The organism is Williamwhitmania taraxaci (genome assembly GCF_900096565.1).
In the GTDB taxonomy this organism is placed as follows: Bacteria; Bacteroidota; Bacteroidia; order Bacteroidales; family Williamwhitmaniaceae; genus Williamwhitmania; species Williamwhitmania taraxaci.
Map to the genome: position 1 here is coordinate 1 of NZ_FMYP01000007.1, position 16178 is coordinate 16178.

At 41.6% G+C, this 16178-nt stretch carries 14 protein-coding genes; 3 read left to right on the plus strand and 11 right to left on the minus strand.

Translation table 11 applies throughout. The features are described 5' to 3' along the window. The 7 genes from BLS65_RS02905 to BLS65_RS02930 form a co-directional block, all read right to left on the minus strand. On the minus strand, nt 1-264 hold a 264-nt coding region (locus BLS65_RS02905), incomplete at its 3' end, for an IS1 family transposase (protein WP_139180944.1). A gap of 17 nt (nt 265-281) precedes the next feature. Then, nucleotides 282-2945 (minus strand): ABC transporter permease, encoded by a 2664-nt coding sequence (locus BLS65_RS02910; RefSeq protein WP_092435595.1) that lies wholly within the window; start codon nt 2943-2945, stop codon nt 282-284. A gap of 6 nt (nt 2946-2951) precedes the next feature. Continuing rightward, a complete protein-coding gene (locus BLS65_RS02915; protein ID WP_092435596.1) occupies nt 2952-3863 on the minus strand; it encodes an ABC transporter ATP-binding protein in 912 nt (303 codons plus the stop codon). Nucleotides 3864-4006: 143 nt separating this feature from the next. Then, nucleotides 4007-4738: a nucleotidyltransferase family protein gene (locus tag BLS65_RS02920; RefSeq protein ID WP_092435599.1), complete on the minus strand. Its 732-nt coding sequence runs from the start codon at nt 4736-4738 to the stop codon at nt 4007-4009. Next, complete coding sequence (locus BLS65_RS18170) at nt 4735-4872, minus strand: hypothetical protein (protein ID WP_170829982.1); 138 nt, start codon at nt 4870-4872, stop codon at nt 4735-4737. Before BLS65_RS18170 ends, BLS65_RS02920 begins: the two co-directional genes overlap by 4 nt. A 6-nt stretch (nt 4873-4878) precedes the next feature. Continuing rightward, the gene (locus BLS65_RS02925; RefSeq protein WP_092435603.1) at nt 4879-6306 is read right to left on the minus strand and encodes a RapZ C-terminal domain-containing protein; all 1428 of its coding nucleotides are present in this window, start codon (nt 6304-6306) and stop codon (nt 4879-4881) included. 4 nt (nt 6307-6310) lie between these two features. Next, nucleotides 6311-6997 (minus strand): DUF554 domain-containing protein, encoded by a 687-nt coding sequence (locus BLS65_RS02930; RefSeq protein WP_092435606.1) that lies wholly within the window; start codon nt 6995-6997, stop codon nt 6311-6313. A gap of 210 nt (nt 6998-7207) precedes the next feature. Here BLS65_RS02930 and BLS65_RS02935 point away from each other — a divergent pair, with 210 nt between their 5' ends. Further along, nucleotides 7208-7666, plus strand: coding sequence for a hypothetical protein (locus BLS65_RS02935; protein ID WP_092435609.1), 459 nt, complete (start codon nt 7208-7210; stop codon nt 7664-7666). Here BLS65_RS02935 and BLS65_RS02940 read toward each other — a convergent pair. Then, the gene (locus tag BLS65_RS02940) at nt 7663-8784 is read right to left on the minus strand and encodes a 4-phosphoerythronate dehydrogenase (protein ID WP_092435612.1); all 1122 of its coding nucleotides are present in this window, start codon (nt 8782-8784) and stop codon (nt 7663-7665) included. The two genes, BLS65_RS02935 and BLS65_RS02940, sit on opposite strands and share 4 nt — an antisense overlap. 59 nt (nt 8785-8843) lie before the next feature. Continuing rightward, nucleotides 8844-11090: a tetratricopeptide repeat protein gene (locus tag BLS65_RS02945; protein WP_092435615.1), complete on the minus strand. Its 2247-nt coding sequence runs from the start codon at nt 11088-11090 to the stop codon at nt 8844-8846. A 313-nt stretch (nt 11091-11403) separates the two neighbouring features. Here BLS65_RS02945 and nhaA point away from each other — a divergent pair, with 313 nt between their 5' ends. Further along, on the plus strand, nt 11404-12714 hold the full coding sequence (gene nhaA / locus BLS65_RS02950) for a Na+/H+ antiporter NhaA (RefSeq protein WP_092435618.1): 1311 nt from the start codon (nt 11404-11406) through the stop codon (nt 12712-12714). Nucleotides 12715-12795: 81 nt separating this feature from the next. Then, nucleotides 12796-13932, plus strand: a complete 1137-nt coding sequence (locus BLS65_RS02955; RefSeq protein WP_092435621.1) for a metallophosphoesterase — start codon at nt 12796-12798, stop codon at nt 13930-13932. A gap of 105 nt (nt 13933-14037) precedes the next feature. On the opposite strand, the gene BLS65_RS02960 is transcribed toward BLS65_RS02955, so the two are convergent. Beyond that, on the minus strand, nt 14038-15006 hold the full coding sequence (locus BLS65_RS02960) for a mevalonate kinase family protein (RefSeq protein ID WP_092435624.1): 969 nt from the start codon (nt 15004-15006) through the stop codon (nt 14038-14040). A gap of 100 nt (nt 15007-15106) precedes the next feature. Next, nucleotides 15107-16168, minus strand: coding sequence for a diphosphomevalonate decarboxylase (locus BLS65_RS02965; protein ID WP_125869750.1), 1062 nt, complete (start codon nt 16166-16168; stop codon nt 15107-15109). Nucleotides 16169-16178: the final 10 nt, after the last annotated feature.

The window sequence follows — 16178 nt, forward strand, 5'->3', positions numbered from 1 at the left end:
AAGTGAAACCTTTTTCAACCCGTGTATGGGCGTTCCGGTAAGCATAGTAAAGGTCTTGCCGCACGTTTTGCACTTGGAGCGCTGCCTCCCATTGAACATGCTGTGCTTAATGATCATGCTGCTCGAGCAGTGGGGGCAGACTTTCGCCTCCCCCAGCTGAGCCGTAAGTGATGCATCCGTATTTTTCAGCTCCCGCATTACCGTAACGCGCTCTTGTTCTGTCAACTGTTTTGCGAGTTCTCGGATTTGTTCAATTATTGTCATATCATAGAGACTTTCCACTAAGATAAGCAAATTTTTGCAACAACATTATCACTGAATAGAGCCATGGTTTTTAACCGTTTGGCTCCAACCACATAGGTCTTAAACGATGGACCATCATTACCACTGGATTCATCGCTCCCAGTCTCCCGCACAGCAATCTTTACAATCCCATCAATTTTGGATTCATTGCCAATTGATAGCCGAGTAAGATAGCGTTGACGCTGCCCTTCTTTTACTTTCAGCGCCTCCACTTGACCAATACGATACCCAGGCAACTCCTTAGACATAAGCCAACCCGCGATCAGATTGTCAATATTCTCTCCCGTCCGCTCCAAGATCACCTTTTTAAAGTCGACATAATCAATTGGCCGGAAGCTATGATCTTTTCGGATAAGAGCAATTATATCATCGAGGGTTTGCCGCCCAACACGCTGTTCTAGAAGCGAAAAAAGGGCATCACCTTTCATATCCATGACATTATCGGCCAACTTATTATAAGCGGGATTAGAGATGATTTCTGACATGCTTTTTTCCCGAAGAAGTAGCGCAGCCTTTTCGTATTCGCTAAAACCATACGTAAAAGCACCCTCATTTTCGATTTGACCTCTACGGCTTAAATAAGAACCAAGTAGCGGTGTGAAAATAGGGTATTGCTCCGAAACTACCGGATGGTTGAACCCATAAAACTGATCAAAAATAAAGTATGGATTATTAACCTCGTCCTCAATACGCTGACCGTTTTCCCAGCGAATTCGGTTGCGTGACATATTTTTCACAAAAAGATCTAACAAACTCTTTATCTCGTCAATTTGCAGGGAAAGAGAGTCTTGGTCTTTTTCATTGCCCCATTTATTTCGGTTTTGCATATTGCTCTTAAACCTAAAAGTACGCGACGAACCTCCCTTTTCGGGGACAAAGACCATTCCCGGCTGAACCATCTCGCTATGGTTAAGCCAGTAGCGTGGATAGGAATAGACTTGTATCGGAACTTCTACAAGGTATAGGCCACTGAATGGGTAATCGCCACCATTCCTAATGGCGAAATCCTGAAAAGTTTTATAAATAATACTTTCGGCAGTATCCTTAGACTCAACGAAAATGTTTTTGTAGAAATCGTGGCCCGGCTTAATCCACACACCGAGTTCGGGTAATTGCTTTTTATAGGAGTGTTTTTCATATTGGCCAATCACCAGCGAAAGTCCGGTTAATGGGTTTCCAGAATAAAATGTAGCAGGATTTACCTCTCCCCTTCGGCTCATACCCGATACAATAATAGCAGCACCATCAAAAGTATTAACAGTAAGAGTATACCGAGAAAAATAGGGCAGAATCCAACCCGTATTCTTTTGATTGTAACCAACGTTAGCCATTGGATACCAATTCGCCTCCGGCGTCAAGAAAAGATAGTTGCTTCTGATACAAGCATACACCTCCCCAATACTCAATATGTCCACCGATTTCTTTTTTGCGCGTAACTCTTCATCAATATCAATGTAGCAGGCCTCCTGATCTATACTACCCGCATACTCAATTCTTACTATTGCAGAATCGCCTATTGCAAGCGGTTTAGGCATATTAATGAAGAGCAAATGTCTTTCCCGCTTAAAATCGAGAGTTTGGGTACCCGACTCAACTTTGCTCACAGTAAGACCCGGATTTAAGCGAACAAGAACCTGACTCGATGGTTGACTCTCGTTATTTTTAACGGTAATAGCAACATGAACCCATATTTCAGTCCCTTTGTGGTTAAGAGTTATATGCTGATCGGTGATGCTTAATTGGGGTAACGATGAGTATTGATTGTTCAATCCAACCATCTCTTTCCTTAGTTCTTCGCCATACCGTGCATCCGCTATATGGAAATATCCAAGAACAACGCTCCCAATTAAAAAAATGAGAGCAACCATCAAGGGATAAACCCTAGAGAACGGTTTATTGGGAAGACGGCCCAAACGGTAAACGGTAAAGGAAATAAACGAAAGCCCTAAACTGGCATACATTAATCGATGAACCAACAACTTTCCTATATCGGAAAACCCAATCAAATCGGAATATACCATTGGGATATTATAGGCCATGTAATCGAACAAGTAGAAGTACTGCTGCTGAAGATAAAAGAGTGTGAGAAAGATATACCCAAGCAGCACTGCAAAAGTAATGGCCTGATTCCGGATGAGGTTCATCAGCACAAAAGAGAGGCCAATTATGAATAGTAATGTAGGCACCGAAATAAGCAAGAAGTAGTACAGATAGGACTCCAAGCATACCTGATGGGAAGAAGAGATAATATTAATGGTTAAGGATAAAGCAAGAATCAAAAAGTTGAAAGTGAAAAACACCGTCAAAACACCCAACAATTTACCTAGGATGTAATCGCCATTGGACATCGAACGGGTATAAATAACCTCTGTGGTATCGAGTTTTTTGTCCCGTTTCAAGAAGTCAGAAGCTAAGAATACGGCAATTATCGACTGGACCAGATTTAAAAACAAAAGGTTAACGTAAGGTATTGCCGATGGAACTGCTAGATATAGTTGTCCTTCATTATCGCTAATCTGCTCAATATCAAACACAAGTAGAAACAACAGCATGAGGATTCCGAAAATTCGAAAAAACCAACTCCGGAAGAGAGTTTTTGCTTCGAAATGCGCAATCGTATTTATGTGGTTAAAGGATAGCATACAGGCTTATTTTTCGGTATCGATGAATAAGAACTCCTTACTGCCCGAATGCTGGTCCATAAAGTAAACGTAGGCATGTTCGAGATTTGCATCCACTTGCTTACCAACAAACGGACTCGGATTATCGGTGACCACCTCAATATCCCATCCGTCAGAAACTGGAATAGTCGTAGTAATAGGGAACTGTTGTCCAATTCTATCCATTTCCTCTTGGTTAACAACCATTTGCCATACCTTACCCCGTGCTTGGGCAACTAAATCTTCGGGAGTACCACAGTAGGCAACTTTACCCTCAGCCATTAATGCCATATTGCGGCAGGTGCTTGAGATATCGCTTACAATGTGCGTAGAAAGAATAATAATAACATCTCGGTTGCTAATGGTAGAGAGCAGATTTCGAAACCGAATTCGCTCTTCTGGATCAAGCCCCGTGGTAGGCTCATCCACTACAATGATTCGGGGATCGTTAATGAGCGCCTGAGCAATTCCTAACCGCCGTTTCATCCCACCCGAAAGTTTATTCGCTTTCCGATCGCGGGCATCAAACAAGCCCACAGTCTCCAGCATTCCATTCACTGCGATTGCACGAGGTTTACTGCGATTCATACCCGATAGGCGTGCCGCAAAATCCAGAAATTCGTAGGTTGTAAGGTTCGAAAAGAATCGAAAATCTTGGGGTAGGTAACCCAACATGCCCCGCATCTCCTTACGATGCTTGGACACATCAAGTCCATCCACAAAAACAGTCCCTTCCGTTGGATCCATCAGGGTTACGAGTATCCTCATCAGTGTAGACTTTCCAGCTCCATTTGGCCCAAGTAGCCCAAACATACCACTAGAAATGGAAAGATTAACGTTGTCGAGTGCCTTATTGCCGTTGGGATATACCTTCGAGAGCTGCTTAATTTCAATCTGCACGGTGCTGTTATTTGTTCCTCAATAACGAGATCGAATAACAACCGCTGCATCTGCTGACGAACAATTAAATCGACCCCTTATACAAAGGTCGAAAAAAAACAGTCAAAACAAAGTTAATGAGAACTTAATTGCAAATTGGTTAGCTACAAAACGCCTTCCGAAACCAAACGATTAGCCTCCTCTAGTTTTGGAAGAGTTCCAATATCCAGTATCATAGAGTTGGAAAGATTCAGTGCATGAATGGAAAACTGGCAACAAAGCGATAAATAGACATCGACAATTGAAAATGCACCCAATTGGCTGTGATGATTGAAAATAGCAGGATTCACAATATGAATACCAGAGAAAGCTGCCGCCACAAGATTTTCTACCTCACTACAGGGAAGTTTTTTCTCATTCGTATTTACGTTCTCCCATCCCCGGAGAAGTCCGTCGGCATTGAAGAGAAACCTTCGGCTACTCGGGCGATTGCTAACGACCAGTGAAGCGAGTACCTGGGATTGAGCATGTTGATGATAAACTTCGGCAAGATTAATATTGGAAAGAATATCGACGTTGTGAACTAAGAATGGTTCATTCCCGCTGAGCAAATTGGCTACCTTCCATAATCCACCACCAGTATCTAGCAGCTGATCCGATTCGTTAGAGATTAAAACCTCAACCCCGGGAATTTCAAGGGAGGATAAATATGCTATCACTTTCTCCGCATGGTGATGTACATTAACCACAATCGTAGTAAAGCCAAAAGTTGCAAGCCTCCGTATTTGGTAGCCCAGAATAGGTTCACCATTAACCTCAACCAACGCTTTTGGGATGAAATCGGTTATTGGCTTAAGCCTCGTACCTAACCCTGCTGCAAATAGCATTGCCTTCATTTCTTAGCCTTTTCGGGTTTACAAAGTTTCTCCTCTTTTTTGGCAAAACGGCCACAACGTTTACACTCGAAACGGGCATCTTCCGATCCCTTTTCTTTACCCTTTTTATCCTCTTTGCACAACGTCTTGCCCATAACAAACTATTTTTCCGTAATACCCAACTCTCTATGTCGAAGAACAACCCTCACCGAAGGGAAATACTGCCTTAACTGCTGCGCAATCGCTTCTGCCGAATAAACCGATCGGTGTTGACCTCCAGTACAACCAAAAGCGACAACTAAACTTCTAAAACCTCTTGCCAGATATCTTTTAACAGAGGCTTCGATTAACTGATTGGCGCTTTGTAAAAACGAAGCCATCTCGGTCGACTCCCCTAAATAATTCGCAACTTCAGCATCGCGACCCGTTAGGCTTGCCAAGCGGGGCAACCGTCCTGGATTATGAACCGCTCTGCAATCGAAAACGAAACCGCCCCCATTACCTGAATAATCTTCCGGTATACCGTTACGATAAGAAAAGCTCCAAACATCCACGGTTAAACCATCAAAGGGCTCTAGTTGTTCAACTCCGATTCCTTTGTTTACGAGGGTGGTTAACACTTCAGCAAAATAACTCCCTTCCAAAGCACCTTCAATAAGTAGTTGCTTTAGATTGGATAGAGCAAATGGGACACTCTGAATAAAATGAGGTTTCTTTTCGAAAAAGCCGCGGTAGCCATATGCCCCAAGAACTTGCAGCGTGCGAAAGAGAACAAAAAGTTTATACTGTCGCCTAAGGTCTGGAACATTTATGGAAATCCGCTCTCCCAACTCTTTCAGATAGTAATCAAAAAGCCTATCGCGCACATCGGAGGAAAGACCAGCCTTTGCCTGATAAATAAATGAAGCAGGATCATAAAGAAGAGGGCCACGCCGTCCGCCCTGATAATCGATAAATACAAGTCCCCCATCCTCCTTCATCATAATATTCCGTGACTGAAAATCGCGATAAAGGAAGTAGTTATCGTCTCCCACGGTAAGGGTTTCCGCTAATGAGACAAATTCGTTTTCGAGTATTTGCTCGTTGAAATTAATTCCGGAAGGCTTTAAAAAACAATACTTAAAATAGTTCAGATCCCACATCACAGTGGTTTTATCCTGTGATTCTTGGGGATAGCATTTATGAAAATCTAAGCACTCACCACCATCTATCTGAAACTGCACCAGAAGGGATAAAGCCTCGCGCATCTTGGCTTCACGTTCGGCCATAAGGATGCTGGGATCGGTAATGAATGAAAAAAGGTCATGCGTTCCAACATCCTCTTGTAAGTATGAAAGAGAATCATCGCTAACTCTAAAAAGCTCAGGAACAGGAAGCCCAATGGAACGAAAATGATTGGTCAGGTAAAAAAAAGCCCTATTTTCATCAACATCCTCACCTACTACACCAATTACGCTTTTGTTTTCAAAAGCCATACGGAAATAGCGACGATTTGAACCCGAAGCAGGCAACGGTATGATAGAATCGGCCAGTTTGCCAAAATGTGCTAACGAAAGCGCATCGAGAATTTCCTTTTGTTTTAAAGCCATAACCTTATATATACTTTCCAAACAGAATTACAAGAACCACGATAAAGACAAGTGCAGGCAAAAGATTCAACACTTTAATGGCCTTTACCTCCAGAATTGTTAGCCCAAGCCCAATGAGCAAAACACCTCCCACGCCCGAAATTTCAGAAACAATTGACTCAGGTAAAGCATGTCCAAAATAACGAGCAAGCAAAGTAAGGGCACCTTGATAGATGAGCAATGGAATGGCAGCAAAAATTACTCCCGATCCAAATGCCGCAGTAAGCGCTATGGCTGAGATTCCATCCATAAGCGATTTGGCCATTAACAATCTGGGATAGTTGCCCATACCCTCTTCGAGTGAGCCCAATATCGTCATGGAACCCATGCAAAACATTAAAAATGCAGTAACTAAACCTTCTGTAAACCGTGCATCTCCAAACTTTATTCTGCGCTTTATCGTCTCACCTAAACCATTCATCCTTGTCTCCAATCGCAGCAACTCGCCAGTAATTCCGCCAAGAATCAAGGCAAATATGGCCAACAATATCTCGTTCATTTTAAGAGCCATAGACACGCCCAAGAAGAGCGTGAACAAGCCCATTGCCTGAAACACAATAATGCGAATATTATTGGGAAACTTGGACCGAAAAGCCAAGCCGATGAATCCCCCAACAACTATTGCAGCAAAATTTATAAGAGTTCCAACCATATAAATAAATTGATTGGCTCAAAAATAGCAGTTAATTTCCGGGGAAAAGTCGACATATGATTATTTGATGCGGAAAGAATTAGAAAAAAGAATAAATTTACCTAGGAAAAATACCGAACTTGCATCTATTTAAATACCCACAATTTCGGTTAAGAAAAATGATATTGGTACAGCCGGCAGTAAGAAACAAACATTAATATCTCCATTACTATGAAACTAGGATTACAATCAAAAGAGCAAGTATTTAATTTTGTGGAGTTTAACATCTCAGGTAATTCGGATATATACTTCAAGTGTGACACCGAATCTAAATTTCTGTACTTGGATGTATTCAATATTTTTGTTGGATGTTTTGAGCGCAGCAACCATATTTATGACTTTTTTGGTGCCACTAAATACAACTCCAGAAACATCATTCCCCTCAAAAACGAACTACTCGATAACCTAGAGAAAATTGTATCCATCACTAATCTGGATGAATTCAAGGGTTACTTAACCGGAATATTCCTAGGTAAAAATTTGTTAAAGGAACTCGAAGAGCAAGATAAAAGATGGATTACCCGTTGGCATGCATACCACCGCAAGTTGATTCAGGTAAACCGATCTCTTATTGCCCTTTGCGACAAGTGTGTTTTAGAAGAAAGAACACTATGGGTTATTAACTTCTAGTATCCTGTCACGATAAATCCAACCTTTTGGAAACGCTTTACCAATTTTGCATCGAGATTGCTTCCATCAACTTGAAAAGAGGAGAACTCATTGCGGAAATTATAATCGGTTCGTAACTTCTCGAAATTCCGAGGATTCGATCGCAAACCATTATCGTCGATCATAACCCTGTAGGTAGACCTTACCGCTTCAAGGATTGTTTTGTGAGGCACATTATTTTTGGGTTCAATGATTGAATTTCGCGGTGAGGGAACCGAACTTGGATACCAGTTGTCGATGCCCAATCCAAAATGCCTACTCAACGCTTGAACGGCATACGCAGTTCCTTTGGCTTTACCTTCCACAGAGTAGCCAGCAATATGGGGTGTAGCAATATCTACCATTCGGAGCAGTTCAACATCCACCGTTGGCTCATTTTCCCAAACATCCACAACAGCACCCCGAATAACTCTCGAAATCAGGGCGCGTTTGAGCGCATCACCCGACATAACCTCGCCGCGAGAAGAGTTAATAATTATCGGCATTTTCTTTAATCGAGCAAAAAAATGATCATCGACCATTTGGATCGTCTTATAATCACCCTCCAGTGTAAGTGGAACATGGAAAGAGATAAAATCCGATTCAGCCTGAATAGTTTCAAGCGAAACAAAATCGCCACCCTCCTTCAGTGCCCGAGGCGGATCATTTACCAAAACGTTTAAACCTAGAGCCAAAGCCGTTTCGGCAATTTTGCTACCTACATGGCCAGCGCCAACAATGCCTAGTGTAAGATTATTTAAAGACATCGAATATTTCTGGGCCATTTCGAGGATAGAGGCAATAACATACTGCTGAACAGCCCAAGCGTTACAACCGGGAGCATTCGACCACTTTATTCCAGCTTTCTTACAGTAAGCGGCATCAATATGATCGTGGCCAATAGTTGCGGTGGCAATACACTTTACAGGAGTACCGTTTAGTAGTAACCCATTGCACTGGGTGCGAGTTCTCACCAACAGGGCATCAGCGTCTTGCAAATCGGTTCTGCAAATGAACTTCCCAGGTTTGTATACCACTTCAAAATAATTCTCTAGAATACCCTCCAGAAATGGGATCTTATCGTCAATAACAATTTTCATATCTCTTACAATTAAGAGGTTATATAATCATCGCAAATACATACATTCTTAAGCAAATACTAAATCAAAAGTCCAAAAACCATCATATCATCCACCTGCTCCTTTGTTCCCTTCCAATTGTCATATTCCTGCTCCAATAACAAATATTGATCCTGAAGAGGCAAGCCAGAACTATTCAAAAGTAGTTTTTCGAAGCCGGTAAACAGTAGTTTTCGACCCGTTTTTTCACCCAGTTGATCGGCGAATCCGTCAGAATATAAGAATAATCTATCGCCCGACAATAAGGTTGTGGTGGTAGTGTTGTAATCGGATGTACTGGGAATATATCCAATTGAGGTCCTATTCCCCTTAATTTTATGCGAAACAAACGAGGATCGTTCCTTACGTACAATTAGCGAATCCATTCCAGCGCCTGCATAATCTAACTGAAGAGTATCCCTATCGATAACTGCAATAGCTAGGGCGAGGCCATCGTGACTATCGTTCACTTTTCCATGTTGATGCAAGTTAGCGACAATTTTATCCCTCATTCTAGATGCGAACCAAGCTGGATCGAGCGAAGTTGCCTCAATAAAAAATTGGTTTAAATGCGAAATAGCCAACACGCTCATAAAGGCACCTGGTACTCCATGCCCCGTGCAATCCACGGCCACAAGCATCATCTTGTTTTGACGGAAAGCCACCCAAACAAAATCCCCGCTCACAATATCCTTAGGTCGATTCAAGTAGAAAAAATCGGAATAGTATTCTTTGATGGACGCAATAGGTGCTAACAGAGCATTTTGGATAGTTTTAGCGTATGTTATAGAATCAGTCAGCCGCAAGTTAGTCCGGAAAATTTCGTAATGTTGAACAGATATCTCCTCGTTTTTTTCCTCTATTTCCCGATTCTTTAAGGCAAGAGCCTTAAATGCAACCCTCTTCTGATAGTAGGTATATAGCAGCATTATAGCCAATATTAGCAATACCAAACTGGAAACCACCGAGATTAGAAGTTCTGTCCGCTTCTTATCCAGCAAAACGGTCTGGAAGGCCTTCTCACGCTCTAAACTGCTAATAAGATTCTCCTTCTTATCGGACTCATATTGCACAAGCAACTCATTCATTTGCTTCCTTGCCTGAAGACCATTTAAGGAATCGCTCAAAGAGTGATAAATTTCAAAATGCGTCAAAGCACTTTTTAAACTTTTGCCCTTCTTTTCAACTCGGTAGAGCCAGAGTGAAGCCTCTTTTTGCAACTCTAAATTTTCATGTTTTTCCGCTTTTGCCAATCCATCACGCAAATATATTACGGCCTCAGCATTCTTCCCCATCATCACATTTACGCGCCCAAGATTTACATAGCAGGCGGGCAAACTACTTTCCTCGCCGCTCTCGCGCAGCAAAACAATAGCTCGTTTAAAATAAACTACAGCCTTTGGATAGGCTCCTTTCTGAAAAAAGACCTCACCTAAATTATTTGCCGAAAATCCGATACCTGATATATTTCCTGCCTTCTTTTCAAGAGCCATGGACTCTTCAAGAGTAACAATTGCCCTGTCATACTTTTTAAGATTCTTATAAGCAACCCCAATGTTATTTAAGGCATTTCGTAATCCGGTATTGTTATTCTTAATTCGATAAATGTTTAGGGCACGGCTATACCAAACAAGTGCATTTTTGTAATCCTTTTGATCGTCGTATATTATCCCAATATTATTGGAAACATTTGCAATCCCGACCGAATCGGCTACCCGTTCCTTCATCCGGAGCGCTTTGAGAAATATTTTGATGGCACCTGGATAGTTGCCGCGTGCCCACTGAACGCCACCCAGTAAATTATAAGCACTTGCAAGTTCTTTATCCGATCCTTGCTTAATTAAAATTTTCTCTGCCTTCTCCAACGCCTCAATGGCATTGTCATACTTTCCCAAACGAAAACAAATGCCACCCTTGGCAAGTAGCAACTCGGCCTCTATACGTTGATTACCACACGTCTTAAGCCAACCCAATGCTCGGTCGGTCTCCTCTAATGCTTCCGGTAGTTTACCCTGAAAGCGATATGCCTTCACTATTCCAAAATGAATTAGTGGTTTAAAATAGCATGAATCAGTTTTATTAAGCAAGGATTCAGCCCTATGCAGATATACTTCAGCTTTCAATGGTTGGTCGGACACAACCGAATTAGCAATATCACACAGATACCGAATTTTTTGGTGATTTGCAGGGAATTTTTTCAATTGCTGCGACAAAGTATCCACCTGACCATGCGCCAGCGATGAAATTAAAAGTAGAATAAGTAGAATAGATTGCCGTGCAAATAGCATGTTCGATTATCTTTACCCGTAAAAGCATCAACACTGTTAATGCATCCATCAAATATAAAAAAAATGATCATACTGAACTATTCCAAAAAAAAATTTGAATCAGATAAAAAGTCTAGAGCTTAAACTCCGCCACCAATACCAGCACACGAAAGTTAATGAACATTCGGATTATTACCAGAATACCAATGATGCCATTAACAAAAAGATAATGGAAGATTGTTGTTAAACATAACAACAAGTTCGCTGTTTGAGATTGCGGAAAACATCTCGCTTAAAATACGATAGTTGAATTAACAATAAAGCATCATAAGGAATGAAGAGAACAGACAATCCATTTCAAAGATTTGTTTCGTTAGAATCTACAAGTAGTTTGCTACTATTTGTCGCCGCATTGGTGGCATTATTCTGGGCAAATTCCGAATTTTCTGCATCCTACTTTTCCATATGGAAGACCCAAGTTTCGCTTGGAGTTGGCAATTGGTCTATAGACAAACCACTGATTTTATGGATAAACGACGGACTAATGGCCGTTTTCTTCTTTGTAATTGGACTCGAAATAAAAAAAGAGATTTTAGCTGGAGAACTCTCCACCATTCAAAAGGCCTCACTACCAATATTTGCCGCAGTTGGAGGCATGGTTGTCCCAATCACTCTTTTTCTTGTTCTGAACGACAATGGTGTCGGCAAGGAGGGCTGGGGAATACCAATGGCTACCGATATAGCCTTTTCCTTGGGTATCCTTCAACTTCTAGGAAAGAGAGTTCCACTTAGTTTAAAGATATTCCTAACCGCATTTGCTATTGTAGATGATTTAGGTGCAGTTTTGGTAATAACGTTCTTTTACAGCACTTCCATTCTATGGATTTATTTAATTGTGGCATTTGGAATACTTCTTTTACTATTCGTGGCCAACTACCTAAACATAAACCACAAATGGACCTACATTCTTGGTGGAATTGGTGTTTGGTATTTATTCCTTAAATCGGGTATTCACCCAACAATTGCAGGGGTTCTCTTGGCCTTTACCATCCCCGGAAATAGAAAGATTGAAGTGGGAACATTTCAACGTCTCCTTCGGATCGAGATTGATAACCTAACGTGTACCTTCAAGAAAAAAACACAATTCTTAACAAAACCTCAAAGGGTCTCGCTCGAAACTATAGAAACCCTCACGCAGCAAGCTCAACCAATGCTACAACATTTTGAAACACGATTGCATGGATTTGTAGCATTTGTTATAATGCCCATTTTTGCACTAGCCAACGCTGGTGTAGAATTATTCCCTGCATCAAATTCGGCTTCAGGATTTACCCCACTGTCGCTGCATTTAGCAGAGGCCATGCTGTTTGGAAAAGTCTTAGGAATAAGCCTATTTAGTTGGTTAGCCATAAAAATGGGATTTTCCTCACTCCCATCTGGGGTTAACTTTAAACAGATCATTGGAGTCTCAATCTTAGGTGGCTTCGGCTTTACAATGGCTCTGTTTATTGAAAGTTTAGCTTATACCGATCCCGACATTATTACAAGCGGGAAAATAGGCATTTTGGTAGGTTCCCTTTTTGCAGGCATTCTTGGTTATATATTCCTTAGAGTTACACTTACAAAAGAACTAAAAAGAGCCTAACCGATGGCGTCTCGTCAAATAAGATGCCACCACAAACAGTATAAAAGCAACATACAATTAAACGTCAAATAGAACAAGAAGATGAAAGTGTATTTTTTAGTATTTTTTTCCATTGTGCTGCTTGTATTCTTCAGCACCAACTACTACATATTGCACCGATCGGTGGCAGCAATACAAGGTTTTCACTATAAGAACTATATCATTGCCCTATTCTGGCTTATCGTATTTACCTACCCAGTGGGCCGTATATTGGAAAGTGTAATTCCGACTTTAGCCCCGCCAGTCCTGGTGAAAATAGGATCAATTTGGTTGGCGGTAATGCTTTACCTTTTCCTTGGGCTTCTATTGCTGGATATACTCCGGGGTATATATGCTCTTTCTGACTTTCACTTTTTATCGTTCCTTGCAGCAAAACGACCGTTGCTAATCGGCATAGTGTATGCAATCACTTTTGTTGTGGTGATAGTTGGGTATTTCAATGCAGTTACACCACGTATTAAGCAACTGCAGATAAACCTCCCTGCCGAAAAGAGAATCCTTCGTCCGCTGAAGATCGTAGCTGCTAGCGACATTCATCTTGGAACAATAATTTCGAATGGTAGACTCAAAAGATTGACGACCCTCATTAACAGCCAAAAACCGGACATCATTCTACTGGTTGGAGATACCTTTGATGAGGATCTTGGTCCAGTTATCAGGAACAACATGGGAGAGCAACTGTCCACCCTAAAGGCCACTTATGGCGTTTTTGCAATCACTGGAAATCACGAATACTATGGAAATGTGGATAAGGCTATTCAGTATCTTCAAGCCCACGGAATCACAGTACTTCAAGATACGACTATTACAATCGATGGAATAGCAAACCTCGTTGGACGCAACGATCGGCAATCGATACGGTTTCTGGGAAAGAACAGAAAACCGCTTGAGGCACTCATGAAAGAGAGCAATCAAAGCCTACCAACCATTTTACTGGATCACCAACCATTCAACTTATCAGAAGCACAAAATAACAAGGTCACACTCCAACTATCTGGCCATACACACCATGGACAATTGTGGCCGTTTAACTACATTACAGAAGCCATTTTTGAGTTAAGCAGCGGATACCTCCAGCGGGAGAATACCCACTATTACGTTTCCAACGGCTATGGAACTTGGGGGCCGCCGGTAAGAGTAGGCAACAGACCAGAAATAGTAGTGATTACGCTGAAATAGTCATCATAATACTGAGAAAGAAAACCCCCACCCAAAAATATTTGAGTGGGGGTTTTAGTATTTGAAAATCAAACGATTCGTGGAGATAGAAAGTCGAAAATAGGATTACTCCTGTAATCCCGAAAGGTAAACCGGAAAGTGAACATACTTATTTTCGGACAAATAACCTGTCACCTGCAAATAGTCAGGTGCAAAACCGGTTAGGAATCCGCCACCGCCCGAACCGCAAAGTTTAAGGTAGAAAGTATTAGTTCTCAAACCTTCTTTCCATAAAACTAAAAGATTGCTTGGAATCATATCTGTAAGGTTCTCGAGTTGGAATTGTGACAACTTTTTAATGTTTGCCCAAAAGGATAAATAATCGCCGCTTATTAAACTTTGAATTGAAGCATCATTCAGCTGTATTAACTCCTCTCCATTTGGAGAAACATTACTATCAGGTGCGAAATTGTTTAAAAACAACGAAACCAGAGGACCCGTCTTTCCTGAAGACCCACTATCCAATAAAAAAATACCGCTATTCCTATCGGAACGATTGTGAGGTATACCAACAAAATCGATATTACCATCCTTACGAATGAGCAAAGGAGCCTTCAAGTAACAACTTAGCGGATCAATTCCAGAACTTTTGCCATGAAAAAAAGATTCAATGGTCGAAAAAATTGTTCGTAGTTTTTGAATTTGCTCCTGCGATACTCCTTTGTTTGAAATACGGTCAATAGCATATCGTCCATATAGTGCGGCACAAAGAGCGCCGGAACTACCAATACCATAACTTTGAGGTATAGACGATTCAAAATAAAGACTTAGAGTAAGGTCTTTTTCAAACTGGTCAAGGTCTAGTATCTCATCCAAATTTGAATTTGTTGCGGTTATCTTTAAGTAGTGGTGCAACTCGCGCAGCAGTTTATTGCTGGTTAACGCAAAATCTAAGTCGGTATACTTGTCCTCGTGAATAAAACTCAACTCCCCCTGAAAATGGCTATAAGGGATACTTAAGGCCATCGATCCTAAAAGGACCGAATACTCCCCAAAAAGAAGAATTTTTGAATAGAACTTCTCTGATTCGATCATAAGTATTTGGGCTAGACCACTGATTCCTTACAAATGTTTAACTAAAACTAGCATTCATCTTACAAACAACAGGAAGAACTAAAAATAGTTCAGATTAAATTTAAATTCGCTCAGGTCCGGTACCACATTTATCGAAGATCACATAACCATTTTCACATAGCGCTTTCAATTCAGCGTTAGCAAAAGACTCCACCTCAGGCGCATGCGACTCGAGATAAAGCAGGTGAATGTTTGGTCCTGCATCAATAGTAAAGCCAACAGGCAAACCCGTCTGTTGACGAAATTCGCGAATTTTAGTAATCATCAGCAAACTTTCGGGAGCTAAAAGCATAGGTGTGGTACGCGAACTCATGATTAAACCGTGGAGCGTAAGAGCCTCCTGCTCGCAAAGGTTAATAAACGCACTCAAATCCCCCTTTTTCAATGCTTTCAGCAAGGCATTTAGGCTCAACTTGGCTTCGGCATATCGGGCTTCAGCATAGGGATGATCCACCATAAGGGCGTGCCCATTGCTGCTTGACAAGGATTTAGGCTTAGTGCTAACTACAAGAACGGCATCGCGTAAACCTAAGAATTTAGGATCGATCGATGGGGTAACCGGAATAGCATAGTCATTGGTAGAATTTGGTAACTCGGCCAAGTAACCCCAAACTTGGTATCCACCGTAAACCGAGCGAGAAGCACTGCCGGAACCAATACGTGCAACAGAGGAAGCCTTCTGAAGAAAATCGGACCCAAATCCTTCGTTGCCTAGTAAGCGCTGTTCAATTTCGCATAGGCAAAGGGCCAATGATGCAAAAGACGAAGCGGAGGAGGCAATACCAACCGAATGAGGAAAACTGTTCTCAGTAATAACCGATATGGAAGCCTTCGCTAAAAAGGGGAAATTGATCTCAATATCGTTGAAGAAATTTGTAAGTTTCGGCATAAATGGATGGTTCTCATCGCCATTCACAACTATTGGTTTGCGAACCTCGCTATAGATCAACGAAAGCGTGGTGGCAGTATAGCATGCGCTCAGGCTAAAACTCAGGGATGGGTTTTGCGGAATCTGATTGGGCCTTTTCCCCCAATATTTAATCAGGGCTATGTTAGAGGGAGCCTTCCATGCCGCCGATATTGAACCAAAAGGCTTAAGGGCATCAACAGGTAAAGAACTCATAAAAGTATTG

Coding starts and splice junctions, on each gene's coding strand:
- BLS65_RS02935 (WP_092435609.1), top strand. CDS start 7,208: ATGAAACTAGGATTACAATCAAAAGAGCAAGTATTTAATTTTGTGGAG.
- BLS65_RS02910 (WP_092435595.1), bottom strand. CDS start 2,945: ATGCTATCCTTTAACCACATAAATACGATTGCGCATTTCGAAGCAAAA.
- BLS65_RS18170 (WP_170829982.1), bottom strand. CDS start 4,872: ATGGGCAAGACGTTGTGCAAAGAGGATAAAAAGGGTAAAGAAAAGGGA.
- BLS65_RS02960 (WP_092435624.1), bottom strand. CDS start 15,006: ATGATCGAATCAGAGAAGTTCTATTCAAAAATTCTTCTTTTTGGGGAG.
- BLS65_RS02925 (WP_092435603.1), bottom strand. CDS start 6,306: ATGGCTTTAAAACAAAAGGAAATTCTCGATGCGCTTTCGTTAGCACAT.
- BLS65_RS02965 (WP_125869750.1), bottom strand. CDS start 16,168: ATGAGTTCTTTACCTGTTGATGCCCTTAAGCCTTTTGGTTCAATATCG.
- BLS65_RS02955 (WP_092435621.1), top strand. CDS start 12,796: ATGAAAGTGTATTTTTTAGTATTTTTTTCCATTGTGCTGCTTGTATTC.
- nhaA (WP_092435618.1), top strand. CDS start 11,404: ATGAAGAGAACAGACAATCCATTTCAAAGATTTGTTTCGTTAGAATCT.
- BLS65_RS02945 (WP_092435615.1), bottom strand. CDS start 11,090: ATGCTATTTGCACGGCAATCTATTCTACTTATTCTACTTTTAATTTCA.
- BLS65_RS02940 (WP_092435612.1), bottom strand. CDS start 8,784: ATGAAAATTGTTATTGACGATAAGATCCCATTTCTGGAGGGTATTCTA.
- BLS65_RS02920 (WP_092435599.1), bottom strand. CDS start 4,738: ATGAAGGCAATGCTATTTGCAGCAGGGTTAGGTACGAGGCTTAAGCCA.
- BLS65_RS02930 (WP_092435606.1), bottom strand. CDS start 6,997: ATGGTTGGAACTCTTATAAATTTTGCTGCAATAGTTGTTGGGGGATTC.